Annotated in this window: 12 protein-coding genes; 4 read left to right on the forward strand and 8 right to left on the reverse strand. The window is 60.3% G+C overall.

Going from position 1 to position 12,555, the window contains the following annotated elements; translation table 11 throughout:
- Positions 1-140: 140 nt before the first annotated feature.
- Positions 141-1,037: a site-specific tyrosine recombinase XerD gene (xerD, locus tag QMX86_RS07400; protein ID WP_071174488.1), complete on the reverse strand. Its 897-nt coding sequence runs from the start codon at positions 1,035-1,037 to the stop codon at positions 141-143.
- 108 nt (positions 1,038-1,145) lie between these two features.
- Between xerD and QMX86_RS07405 the strand changes: the two genes are divergently transcribed.
- Positions 1,146-2,954, forward strand: a complete 1,809-nt coding sequence (locus QMX86_RS07405) for a sodium:proton antiporter (RefSeq protein ID WP_282385104.1) — start codon at positions 1,146-1,148, stop codon at positions 2,952-2,954.
- Between the two features lie 166 nt (positions 2,955-3,120).
- On the opposite strand, the gene rplS is transcribed toward QMX86_RS07405, so the two are convergent.
- The 5 genes from rplS to ffh all read right to left on the reverse strand — a co-directional run bounded on the left by rplS (position 3,121) and on the right by ffh (position 6,691).
- Complete coding sequence (gene rplS / locus QMX86_RS07410) at positions 3,121-3,471, reverse strand: 50S ribosomal protein L19 (protein ID WP_003175895.1); 351 nt, start codon at positions 3,469-3,471, stop codon at positions 3,121-3,123.
- Between the two features lie 45 nt (positions 3,472-3,516).
- Positions 3,517-4,269 carry a tRNA (guanosine(37)-N1)-methyltransferase TrmD gene (trmD, locus tag QMX86_RS07415; RefSeq protein WP_038860625.1) on the reverse strand — a complete coding sequence of 251 codons (753 nt, stop codon included), beginning with the start codon at positions 4,267-4,269 and terminating at the stop codon, positions 3,517-3,519.
- 2 nt (positions 4,270-4,271) lie between these two features.
- On the reverse strand, positions 4,272-4,808 hold the full coding sequence (gene rimM / locus QMX86_RS07420; protein WP_016771538.1) for a ribosome maturation factor RimM: 537 nt from the start codon (positions 4,806-4,808) through the stop codon (positions 4,272-4,274).
- Positions 4,809-4,813: 5 nt separating this feature from the next.
- Complete coding sequence (gene rpsP, locus QMX86_RS07425; protein ID WP_003185073.1) at positions 4,814-5,065, reverse strand: 30S ribosomal protein S16; 252 nt, start codon at positions 5,063-5,065, stop codon at positions 4,814-4,816.
- Between the two features lie 249 nt (positions 5,066-5,314).
- A complete protein-coding gene (ffh, locus tag QMX86_RS07430; protein WP_007967791.1) occupies positions 5,315-6,691 on the reverse strand; it encodes a signal recognition particle protein in 1,377 nt (458 codons plus the stop codon).
- A gap of 210 nt (positions 6,692-6,901) precedes the next feature.
- On the opposite strand from ffh, the gene ccsA reads away from it, so the two are divergent.
- The 3 genes from ccsA (at position 6,902) to QMX86_RS07445 (ending at position 10,517) form a co-directional block, all read left to right on the forward strand.
- The gene (gene ccsA, locus QMX86_RS07435) at positions 6,902-7,714 is read left to right on the forward strand and encodes a cytochrome c biogenesis protein CcsA (RefSeq protein WP_016771539.1); all 813 of its coding nucleotides are present in this window, start codon (positions 6,902-6,904) and stop codon (positions 7,712-7,714) included.
- Positions 7,715-7,726: 12 nt separating this feature from the next.
- Positions 7,727-8,968 carry a transporter associated domain-containing protein gene (locus tag QMX86_RS07440; protein WP_282385107.1) on the forward strand — a complete coding sequence of 414 codons (1,242 nt, stop codon included), beginning with the start codon at positions 7,727-7,729 and terminating at the stop codon, positions 8,966-8,968.
- Between the two features lie 232 nt (positions 8,969-9,200).
- On the forward strand, positions 9,201-10,517 hold the full coding sequence (locus QMX86_RS07445; RefSeq protein WP_041478199.1) for an MFS transporter: 1,317 nt from the start codon (positions 9,201-9,203) through the stop codon (positions 10,515-10,517).
- 118 nt (positions 10,518-10,635) lie between these two features.
- On the opposite strand, the gene purT is transcribed toward QMX86_RS07445, so the two are convergent.
- Positions 10,636-11,817: a formate-dependent phosphoribosylglycinamide formyltransferase gene (gene purT, locus QMX86_RS07450; RefSeq protein WP_024011715.1), complete on the reverse strand. Its 1,182-nt coding sequence runs from the start codon at positions 11,815-11,817 to the stop codon at positions 10,636-10,638.
- Positions 11,818-11,917: 100 nt separating this feature from the next.
- A complete protein-coding gene (locus QMX86_RS07455; RefSeq protein WP_016771544.1) occupies positions 11,918-12,385 on the reverse strand; it encodes a VUT family protein in 468 nt (155 codons plus the stop codon).
- Positions 12,386-12,555 lie beyond the last annotated feature (170 nt).

The raw sequence follows: 12,555 nt of genomic DNA on the forward strand, positions 1-12,555 counted from the left end.
CGATGGGTTGCGAAGCAGTCCTAAACCATCCACCGCGATCTTTCAGTCAAAATCGAGCCAGCCGGGTTTGCGACTGCTGCGCAGCCGAACGGGGATAAATCCCCGAGCCACAGGTCAGTATTTCAACATTATGGGATGTGTCAGCCGCGTGGGTGGTGTTTGGCGTGCAGATCCTGCAATCGGGCGCGGGCGACATGGGTATAGATCTGCGTCGTAGAGAGGTCGCTGTGCCCGAGCAGCATCTGCACCACGCGCAAGTCCGCGCCATGGTTGAGCAGGTGCGTGGCAAATGCGTGGCGCAAGGTATGCGGCGACAGCGACTTGCTGATCCCGGCGACCTTGGCCTGATGCTTGATCCGATGCCAGAACGTCTGCCGGGTCATCTGCTCGCCGCGCTGGCTGGGGAACAGCACATCGCTGGGGCGGCCACCGAGCAACTCGCCACGACCATCACGCATATAGCGCTCGACCCAGACAATCGCCTCCTCGCCCATCGGCACCAGACGCTCCTTGCTGCCCTTGCCCATCACCCGCAATACGCCCTGGCGCAGGTTGACCTGCTCCAGCGTCAGGCTGATCAGTTCGGTCACCCGTAGGCCACAGGCGTACAGCACTTCCAGCATCGCGCGGTCGCGCTGGCCGATGGCTTCGCTCAGATCCGGCGCCTTGAGCAGCGCTTCGACATCGGCTTCCGACAGCGACTTGGGCAACGGCCGACCCAGTTGCGGCATGTCGACGCGCAACGTCGGGTCTACGCTGATCAGTTTTTCCCGCAACAGATAGCGATAAAAGCCACGCACCCCGGAGAGAAATCTCGCGGTGGAGCGCGGTTTGTAGTTTTGCTCCAGCCGCCACGCCAGGTGATCGAGGATCAACTCGCGGCCGGCATTGATCAGCTCGAGATTTTTCTCCTGCAACCAGCCGTTGAACAGCGCGAGGTCGCTGCGATAGGCGTCGCGGGTGTTGTCGGACAGGCCTTTCTCCAGCCATAAAGCGTCGAGGAATTGATCAATCAGCGGATGGTCGATGGCAGGCATGGGTGCTCGGGGCAGGCAGTTTTTAACACTGCGCGCAAATAGACAGTGAACGACGGGAATGGCCGCTAGTCTTTCATAGCCAGCCAGATCAAGGAACAGGGAGCATCAATGAACGAGCAGCAAATTCTCTTGGCATTTGGCGGGATCGGCGCGGCGGCGCTGGGTTGTCAGTGGCTGGCATGGCGCCTGAAGCTGCCGGCCATTCTGTTTCTGCTGCTGACCGGCATTCTGGCCGGCCCGGTGCTGGGTTGGCTCGACCCGCAGGAAATGTTCGGCCCGCTGCTGATGCCACTGGTGTCGCTGGCAGTGGCGCTGATCCTGTTCGAAGGCAGCCTGACCCTGCACCTGTCGGAATGGAAAGAGATCGGCAGCGTCGTCCATCGCCTGGTGACCCTCGGTGCGATCTCGACCTGGATCGTCATCGCGGTCGCCACGCACTTTCTGCTGAGCTTCGACTGGATGCTGGCGATTCTGTTTGGCAGCCTTACGCTGGTTACCGGTCCGACCGTAATCGTGCCGATGCTGCGGGTGGTGCGGCCAAAAGCCTCGATCGCCAACATCCTGCGCTGGGAAGGCATCGTCATCGATCCGGTCGGCGCTCTGCTCGCGGTCGTGGTGTACAGCTTCATCATCGCCAGCGCTGAAGGCCATGGCCTCAAGCAAAGCCTCTTCACCTTCGGCGGGGTGATTCTCTGCGGCGCCGTGTTTGGTGTCGTCGGGGGTTGGCTGCTGGGGACGGTGATCCGGCGTCAGTGGCTGCCGGAATACTTGCATAACCTGGCCTCGCTGGCAGCCGTGCTGGCGATCTTCATCGGTGCCAACCAAGTGATGCATGAGTCCGGACTGCTGGCGGTGACGCTGATGGGCATGTGGCTGGCCAACATGAAAGGCGTGGACGTGCGGCACATCCTGCACTTCAAGGAAAACCTCAGCGTATTGCTGATTTCCGGACTGTTCATCCTGCTCGCGGCGCGCCTGGACCTGAACGCTTTGCTTGGCCTGGGACCGCTGGTGTTGATTCTGCTGTTGGTGATCCAGCTGATCGCCCGTCCGTTGAATGTTTTGCTTAGCACCGCCGGCTCCAGTCTCAGCTGGCGTGAACGGGCGTTGCTGTGCTGGATCGCGCCGCGCGGGATCGTCGCTGCGGCTGTCTCGGCGATTTTCGCGATTCGCCTGGATGAATCCGGGCATGAAGGCGCCCTGCTCCTGGTGCCGCTGACCTTTGCGGTGATCATCGGCACCGTGGTTTTGCAAAGCGCAACGGCGCGACCGCTGGCACGGCTGTTAAAGGTCGCTGAACCTGCGCCGAGCGGTTTTCTGATCGTTGGTGCCAATGGCCCGGCCCGTGAATTGGGCAAGTCGCTGCAACAGCTGGGCAGCCGCGTGCTGCTGACCGATTCGAGCTGGGAGAATATCCGCGCGGCACGCATGGAAGGCTTGCCGACCTATTTCGGCAACCCGGCGTCGCAGCATGCCGACGCGCATCTGGATCTGGTGGGGTTGGGGCATTTGCTGGCACTGTCACCGTCGGGCGAGCTGAACACATTGGCGGCGATGCGCTTTCGTCATGACTTCGGTCATCAGCGCCTGTTCGGTCTGGCCAGCGGCCATGAAAGCCGCCGCAGCGATAAACATCGGGCGAGCCTGGAACACCGGGGCAATCAGTTGGGCAGTGAGGCACTGACCTATTCGAAACTGGCCGGCCAGATGGGCCAGGGAGCGGAGCTTTACAGCACGACATTGACGGACGGCTTCGGCTGGGAGGATTACCAAGCGCTGCACGGCAATCGCGCGACGCTGCTGTTCATGCGTGATGACAGCGGCTGGGTGCATGTGGTGACACCGGAAACGGCGTTGAAACCGGGGGCTGGGTGGACGTTGCTGGCGTTGATTCAACCAGAAGGTTCCAGCGCCTGATGGATCGATTCGCTAGCAGGCTCGCTCCCACTGTATTCCTGTGGGAGCGAGCCTGCTAGCGAAGGCCGCGACTGGGTCACGGACAGACTGAAGATCTTTGCAGCACAAATCCCGGGCAACAAAAAAGCAGCCCGTAGGCTGCTTTTTTCTGCATCGGAAGCTGGGCTTAAGCCAGTTTTTCCTTGATGCGTGCTGCTTTACCCGACAGGTCGCGCAGGTAGTACAGCTTGGCTTTACGTACGTCACCGCGACGTTTAACAGCCATGCTGTCGATCTGCGGGGAGTAGGTCTGGAAAGTACGTTCTACGCCAACACCGTTGGAGATTTTACGAACGGTGAACGCACTGTTCACGCCGCGGTTACGCTTGGCGATTACAACGCCTTCGAACGCTTGCAGACGGGAACGATCGCCTTCCTTCACTTTCACCTGAACGACAATAGTGTCGCCTGGGGCGAAGGTAGGGATTTCTTTGGTCATCTGCTCTGCTTCGAGTGCAAGGATGATTTTGTTGGTCATGCTGTGCTCCTAAGGTAAATCGTTCGATCTACCATCGATACGTTGTTAACTATCGTCCCGCTCGCGGATGTATTCCTCGAGCAGCTTCTTCTCTTCTCCAGAAAGCGAGCGGCTTTCCAGAAGATCGGCGCGTCGTTCATAGGTCCGACCAAGGGACTGCTGTAAACGCCAACGCCGGATATGCGCGTGATTGCCACTCAGCAACACGTCGGGAACACGCTGATCCGCATACACCTCCGGTCGGGTGTAGTGCGGGCAATCCAGCAGACCATCCGTAAAGGAATCTTCCTCAGCGGAATCCGCATGCCCTAAAGCTCCAGGCAGCAGTCGTGTAACCGCATCGATCAGGACCATGGCCGGCAGCTCGCCACCAGACAGTACATAGTCGCCAATCGACCACTCTTCATCGACATGAGCCTCAATAAAGCGCTCGTCAATGCCTTCGTAGCGGCCGGCAATCAGGATCAATGCATCCGATTGTGCCAGCTCGCGTACCGCCGACTGAGTCAGTTGACGGCCTTGGGGGGACAGGTAAATCACCTTCGCCGCCTCCCCGGCTGCTGCCTTGGCCTGAGCCAGCGCATCTTCCAGGGGCTTGATCTTCATCACCATGCCCGGACCACCGCCAAACGGGCGATCGTCCACAGTGTGATGCCGATCCGTCGTGTAATCTCGCGGATTCCAACAGGTCAGCTGCAAGAGCCCCTGTTTGACCGCACGACTGGTGATGCCGTAATCGCCAATGGCGGAAAACATCTCGGGAAACAAACTGATCACTTCTACGCGCAAGTTAGCCACGTTCAGAAGTCCGCGTCCCAATCCACCTTCATCTCGCCCGCTTCCAGGTCGACGGCCAACACGCATTGCTCCGTATAGGGCAACAGGCGTTCGCGATCATCCAGGCTGCCAGCGCAAGGCTTGACGACCATTACATCATTGGCGCCGGTTTCCAGAAGATGATCGATTTTCCCGAGCAGTTGCCCAAGGGTGTCGATGACCTTCAGACCTTCCAGCTGGTACCAGTAGTACTCGCCTTCGGTCAATTCAGCGAACAGGTTGCGCGGCACGCAGATCTCATAACCAGCCAGAAGACGAGCTTCTTCACGATCATCGAGACCCTTGAGCTTGGCGACCAGGAACTTGTCGCTCCCGCGTCCACTGACCAGCTCGACCTGTTTGACATTGCCTTCGCGCTTGAGCGTCCAGGTTTTGTACTGCAACAGGTTTTCAGTCGGATCAGTAAAGGAATAAACCTTCACTTCGCCGCGAACGCCATGAACAGAATAAATTTTGCCAATAACGATCAAATCATCGGCAGGGGCTGGCGTCGCGTTCATATTGCTCAGGCCGCAGCCTTGGCAGATTCCTTCAACAACTGAGCAACGCGCTCAGAAGGTTGTGCACCAACGCTCAGCCAGTAGGCAACGCGCTCTTGGTTCACGGACAGACGGATTTCCTGACCACGGGCAACAGGGTTGAAGAAACCAACCTGTTCTTTGTGGGAGCCGTCACGCGGGTTACGCGAGTCGGTTACGGTCAGGTGGTAAAACGGGCGCTTTTTGGAGCCGCCAAGGGCAAGACGGATTGTTAGCATGTGAACATCGTTCCTGTAGTCGGTGCTGCAAATCTAAATGCACAGCGGGCATGGGTGCCCGAAAGGCCGCATATTCTAAGGAATATCCGGACTTTTGCAAATGACTTTTTCCGGCGCCCATGGCATGCCGTGCAGATTTGCATAGAGAGCCGTCGATAAAAACGGCCAGTCAGCTCCCGCCGAGTGCGGGTTTGCTGTTGATCCTGCGTCCTTGCAGGGTCTGCGCCGGTGCGACGACCGGCGAAGTCTTTACATTTTCGGCATGCCGCCGCCGGGCAACATACCGCCCATGCCGCGCATCATTTTTGCCATACCGCCCTTGGCGGTGAATTTCTTCATCATCTTCTGCATCTGCTTGTGCTGCTTGATCAAGCGGCCGATGTCCTGCACCTGCGTGCCGGAACCCATGGCGATCCGGCGCTTGCGCGAACCGCTGATCAGCTCAGGGTCGCGGCGCTCGGCCGGGGTCATGGAATTGATGATGGCTTCCATCTGCTTGAACTGCTTCTCTGCGGCGTTCTGGGCATTGCCCATCTGCGACAGGTTGACCCCGCCGATGCTCGGCAGTTTGTCCATGAGGCCGCCGAGGCCGCCCATGTTCTTCATCTGTTGCAGCTGATCGCGGAAGTCTTCGAGGTCGAAGCCCTTGCCCTTCTTCAGCTTCTTGGCCAGTTTGTCGGCCTTGTCCTTGTCCAGCGTCGCTTCGGCCTGTTCGATCAGGCTGAGCACGTCGCCCATGCCGAGGATCCGCGAGGCGATACGCTCAGGGTGGAACGGATCGAGCGCTTCGCTCTTCTCGCCCATACCGATGAACTTGATCGGCTTGCCGGTGATGGCGCGCACCGACAGCGCGGCACCGCCACGGGCGTCGCCGTCGACCTTGGTCAGGATCACACCGGTCAGCGGCAGCGCATCGCCGAAGGCCTTGGCCGTGTTGGCGGCGTCCTGACCAGTCATGGCGTCGACCACGAACAGGGTTTCGACCGGGTTGATCGCGGCGTGCAGCGCCTTGATCTCGCCCATCATCTCTTCGTCGATGTGCAGACGACCGGCGGTGTCGACGATGACCACGTCGATGAATTTCAGTTTGGCTTCTTTAATAGCCGCATTGGCGATGTCGACCGGCTTCTGGCTCAGGTCGGACGGGAAGAATGTCACGCCAATGTCGTTGGCCAGGGTTTCCAACTGCTTGATCGCCGCCGGACGATAGATGTCCGCCGACACGACCATGACCGACTTCTTCTTGCGCTCTTTAAGGAAGCGCGCCAGTTTGCCGGCGGTGGTGGTTTTACCCGCGCCCTGCAGACCGGCCATCAGAATAACGGCTGGCGGAACAGCGCTCAGGTTGAGGTCTTCGTTGGCCGCCCCCATCAGGCTTTCGAGCTCGGCCTGGACGATCTTCACGAACGCCTGGCCCGGCGTCAGGCTGCGCGACACCTCGGTGCCGACAGCGCGCTCCTTGACCGAATTGACGAAGTCCTTGACCACCGGCAATGCGACGTCAGCTTCGAGCAACGCCATGCGCACTTCACGCAGGGTGTCTTTGATATTGTCCTCGGTCAGCTTCGCCTTGCCGGTGACATGGCGCAGCGTCTGCGAGAGACGGTCGGTTAAGTTTTCAAACATTGCGCGATCCTTTCAGGCCCTGTACGAACCGGGATAATGGCGGCCCAGACCGGAATCAACATGTGCTCGGCGAGCCTGCGGCGTGGGCAGGTCGCGGATTATAGCGAAGACTGCGGCTGGCGGACACCTCGCCGTCAGCTTGCGGAGTCTTTCGTGCCGTGGCGGTTCTATGCCAAACTCAGCGCCTTTCGGGCTCGCCTAACAGGATTTATGCTCCCCTTGTCACCCAGTTTGCTGACCACCCTCGCCGCCGCCCTGCTCTATGCCGCTGCGACCGTCTATCAAAGCACCCGCCTGGCCACCGGCGCCAAGGCGAACAAGCGCCTGCTGGTCAGCCTCGGCGTCTTCGCCGTGCTCGCCCACGGCGCCAGCCTGCTTACACATCTATTGACCCCGATCGGCCTTGGCCTGGACTTCTTCAGTGCGTCCAGTCTGATCGCTGCTGCGGTGATTGCCCTGACTCTGCTCGCCTGTTCGCGGATCCCGGTGGAAAACCTGCTGGTGCTGTTGTTCCCCCTGGGCGCGATCACGGTATTGCTGGCGCAGTTCGCGCCGACCGGCACGGTGCAGATCATCGATGAAGAGCCGGGCATCCTCGCGCACATTCTATTGTCGATCCTCGCCTACGGCATGTTCACCATCGCCGTGTTCCAGGCGTTGCTGCTGCTGGTTCAGGACCATCAGCTCAAGCACAAGCACCCGTCCGGGCTGATCAAGAACTTCCCGCCCCTGCAAACCATGGAAAGCCTGCTGTTCGGCTTTCTCTGGGCCGGCTGGACGCTGCTGTCGCTGTCGCTGATTTCCGGCTGGCTGTTCGTCGAGAACCTGTTCGCTCAGCATCTGGTGCACAAGACCCTGCTGGCCTGTCTGGCATGGATCGTCTTCAGCGTGCTGTTGTGGGGCCGCAACCGTCTGGGCTGGCGCGGCCACAAGGCGATTCGCTGGACCCTCGCCGGTTTCTGCCTGCTGATGCTGGCGTACTTCGGCAGCAAACTGGTTCGTGAATACATTCTGCACATCTGACGGGCGGCATAAATGGACGGTTTGCCCATAGGGCCGATGCTCGCGGTATTTGTCCTGCTGATTTTATGGTCAGGGCTGTTTACCGCCGTCGAAATCGCGCAGCAACACTTGCTCGCGCAACGTATCGCCTCGCGCGCCGGCGATAAACCGCTGGCGAAGCTGAGCTTCCCGCTCGACAGCCTGATCCTCTGCAACACCCTGTGCCGCGCCCTCGTAGTGATCATCGCGACGCTGCTGGCGATTTTCCTCTGCGAAGAAAACGGCCCGTGGGCGGCCTGCCTTGGCGCCGGTGGCATCCTGTTGGTGTTCGCTGATTATTTCCCGCGCACAGTGGCTCGGCGCTATCCCGACGCTGTGCTGGCGTTCGGCAATGCCCTGCTGACCGTGCCGATGAAAATCGTCTACCCGTTCGCGTGGCTGTTCAGCCGGGTCAGCGCTTTGTTGATAACCCCGTTCACGCGCAAGGCTCAGGTGGTGCAACAGAGCGAGGACGAGTTGCCGACCGATCACGATGAGGATCACGAGCATCCGGTCCGCAGCCATCCGGTATCGGGCATTCATGCGCTGGACAACATCACGGTCAACGACATCCTGGTGCCGCGCAGTGACGTCGACGGCATCAACCTCGACGATTCGATCGAAGAGATCATCGAGCAACTGCGCGAGAACAAGCGCACGCGTCTGCCGGTGTTTCACAGTGACATCAATCTGGTCGAAGCGGTGCTCAACACTCGCCAGATCGGCCATTTGCTGAGCAACGGCGGATTGACCCGCGAGGCGCTGCTGGCCGCCAGCTACGAGCCCTACTTCGTCCCGGAAAGCACGCCGCTGCAACTGCAACTGCTGAACTTCCACAAACAGCAACGCCGTCTCGGCATGGTCGTCGATGAATACGGTGAAGTGCTGGGCATCGTCACCCTTGAAGACATTCTCGAAGAAATCGTCGGCGAATTCGAAAGCGAGCACAGCCTCGACAACCCGCACATCCATCCCCAGGCCGACGGGCGTATGTTGATTGATGGCGCCGCGTCGATCCGCGACCTGAACAAGTGCCTGGGCTGGCATCTGCCGAGCGACGGGCCAAAGACCCTGAACGGCCTGGTCACCGAAGCGCTGGAAACCATTCCGGAAAGCGCGGTGTGCCTGAAGATCGGGCGTTATCGACTGGAAATCCTCGAGACCGAGGAGAACCGGGTGAGCAAGGTGTTGATCTGGCTGACCTCATCGGTGCCTGCTCTGATGCCTGCTCGATAAAGCTGCATTGTTTGCGCTTGTTTGATCGTTAGCCCCCTTCCTATAATCGAGGCGCTTACCCAAGCGCCGTCGATCCCTGTGCCTACCCGGCACTGCCCGGATCCTGACTGTTTCCGCTGCAAACCGACGACTGTTCCTACTCGAAACAGCGCTCGCGCCCTACCCCACATCCCTGGGTGTTCGACCATAATAATTCGCTCCACTGGAGCTCATGACTGTCAGGGATCACCGCATGACGACCCATACCGCTTACAGCGAAACCGCGCCTGCCCAGCCGACCAATTCCGCCACCCGCGTGGCCACGGCAAGCTTTATCGGCACTGCTATCGAGTTCTACGACTTCTACGTTTACGCCACTGCTGCGGCGCTGGTGATCGGGCCGGTGTTCTTTCCGCAGACCTCCGGCACGGCGCAGATGCTTTCGGCGTTTCTCACTTTCGGCATTGCCTTCCTCGCCCGACCACTGGGTTCGGCATTGTTTGGCCACTTCGGCGACCGTATCGGCCGTAAATCGACGCTGGTCGCCTCGCTGCTGTTGATGGGCGTGTGCACCACCTTGATTGGCGTGTTGCCGGGCTACGACAGCATTGGTGCCTGGGCGCCGATTCTCCTGTGCGTGCTGCGCTTCGGTCAGGGCCTGGGCCTTGGCGGCGAATGGGGCGGTGCGGCGCTGCTGGCCACGGAAAACGCGCCGAAGGGCAAACGCGCCTGGTTCGGCATGTTTCCGCAGCTCGGGCCATCGATTGGTTTTCTTGCGGCCAACGGCCTGTTCCTGACCTTGGCCATGACCTTGGATGACGAACAGTTCCGCAGTTGGGGCTGGCGTATTCCGTTTCTGCTCAGCGCGGCGCTGGTGATGGTCGGCCTGTATGTACGCCTGAAATTGCATGAAACGCCAGTGTTCGCCAATGCGATCGCCCGTCAGGAGCGAGTGAAAGTGCCGCTGGTGGAGTTGTTCAGCCAATACTGGGCGCCGACCCTGCTCGGGGCGGCGGCGATGGTGGTGTGCTATGCGCTGTTCTATATCTCGACGGTGTTTTCCCTGAGCTACGGCGTGGCCACGCTGGGTTATAGCCGCGAAACGTTCCTCGGCCTGCTGTGCTTTGCTGTGTTGTTCATGGCCGCCGCGACGCCATTATCCGCTTGGGCCAGCGACCGTTACGGGCGCAAACCGGTGCTGATCATCGGTGGCGTGCTGGCGATTCTGTCCGGATTCCTGATGGAACCGTTGCTGACGCAGGGCTCGACCTGGGGCGTGGCGCTGTTTCTGTGCATCGAGCTGTTTTTGATGGGCGTGACATTCGCACCGATGGGCGCGCTGTTGCCTGAGCTGTTTCCAACCCACGTGCGTTATACCGGCGCTTCAGCGGCGTACAACCTGGGCGGGATCGTCGGGGCCTCGGCGGCGCCGTTCTTTGCGCAGAAACTGGTGGCGATGGGCGGGTTGAGCTATGTCGGCGGGTATGTGTCGGCGGCGGCGGTGTTGAGTCTGATTGCGGTGCTGTGCTTGAAGGAGACGCGCAATAACGATCTGAATCAGGTTGCCTGACAGATCGTTATCGCGGGCAAGCCCGCTCCCACAGGGTTTTGGGATTGGTCACAGATTCTGTGTTCACCCAGTCCCATGTGGGAGCGAGCCTGCTCGCGAATAGCTGCCGCGACCCGGTTTACAGCTCGACAACAACCGCCTGCGACGCACGGGTCGCCTTGGCACGTGCGGCCTCGATCGACTCATCACGGGCCAGCGCCACGCCCATGCGGCGCTGACCGTTCACTTCCGGCTTGCCGAACAGACGCAGCGCGGTGTCCGGCTCGCTCAGCGCAGCGCCCAGATTGGCGAATGCAGTCTGGGTCGACTGGCCTTCAACCAGAATCACTGCCGACGCCGACGGGCCGAACTGACGGATCAGCGGTACCGGCAGACCGAGAATGGCGCGGGCATGTAGGGCGAATTGCGACAGGTCCTGAGAAATCAGCGTGACCAGACCGGTGTCATGCGGCCGTGGCGAGACTTCGCTGAACCACACCTGATCACCTTTGATGAACAGCTCGACGCCGAACAGACCACGGCCACCCAGTGCTTCAGTGACTGCTTTGGCAACGCGCTCGGATTCAGCCAGAGCAATCGGGCTCATGGCCTGCGGCTGCCAGGATTCCTGATAGTCGCCTTTCTCCTGACGGTGGCCGACCGGTGCGCAGAACGTGGTGCCGCCAATGTGGCGCACGGTCAGCAGGGTGATTTCGTAGTCAAAGTCGATGAAGCCTTCGATGATCACCCGACCTTTGCCGGCGCGACCGCCCTCTTGCGCGTAATCCCAGGCCTTCTGCACATCATCGGCGCTGCGCAGCAGGCTTTGGCCCTTGCCTGACGAACTCATCACTGGCTTGACCACGCAAGGGAAACCCAGGTCCTGAACGGCTTTGCTGTAGTCCTCGAAGGTGTCGGCAAAGTGGTACGGCGAGGTCGGCAGATCCAGCTCTTCGGCAGCCAGACGACGGATGCCTTCGCGGTTCATTGTCAGCTGCGCCGCACGCGCGGTCGGAATCACGGTGAAGCCTTCGGCTTCCAGCTCGACCAGCGTGGCGGTAGCGATGGCTTCGATTTCCGGCACGATGAAGTGCGGCTTCTCGGCTTCGATCACTGCACGCAGAGCGGCACCGTCGAGCATGTTGATCACGTGGCTGCGATGGGCGACTTGCATGGCCGGCGCGTTGGCGTAGCGGTCGACGGCAATCACTTCAACGCCCAGGCGCTGCAGTTCGATTACCACTTCCTTGCCCAACTCACCACAGCCACACAGCAATACGCGGGTCGCGGTTGGCGACAATGGAGTTCCGATACGGGTCATCTCAGGTCCTCAAAGGAAGCGGATCATCGAGGAAAGCCACGCAGGTGCGCTTTCCATGGGGAGAAAGCGCGGCATTTTACATGAACCCGAGGGTTTGGCTTCAGCTGGCGACAGCCTGTTTGCGATCACGCCAGGCCATGATCAGCCAGACGGCAGTGACGCCGGCAAACTTGGAGGCCAGCGCGGTGATGATCACCGGCGGCGTCAAGGCGTCAATCATGCCGAAGAAGATGAAGGTATCCAGCGGAATGCTCAGAGCCGAACTGATCCACAGTCGATCACGCAACGGCCGCTTGGTGATGCTGAACACCAGCCAGTCGATGCACTCGGAAACCGCGAACGCCGTGGCGCTGGCCAGCGCGATGGATGGGTCGGACGTGATGTAGGAGAGCACCAGCGCCGCCAGCATCGCCACGATCGCACCATGACCGAAGCGCGTTTGCACCATGTCGCGCAGCACGAACACCAGGCCGCCCCAGGCCGACCAGATGATGTCCAGGTGCGGTGCGGTGGAAAAGGCGAAGTTGATCAGCACGACGCTGCTGATGTAGGCGATGAGGAAGATCATGGGGGGCGGCCTGTCGATTTGGCGCACAGGTTACTTGAGCGCTGGTATTGCGCCAATAGGTGCGGTGACAGGACCGACGTCTTCGCGAGCAGGCTCGCTCCCACAGTGGAATGGATTTTCAAGGTGGGAGCGAGCCTGCTCGCGAAAGCGGTGGTTCAGACGCCAGACAT

Source organism: Pseudomonas sp. PS01270 (assembly GCF_029959775.1).
Classification (GTDB): domain Bacteria; phylum Pseudomonadota; class Gammaproteobacteria; order Pseudomonadales; family Pseudomonadaceae; genus Aquipseudomonas; species Aquipseudomonas atacamensis.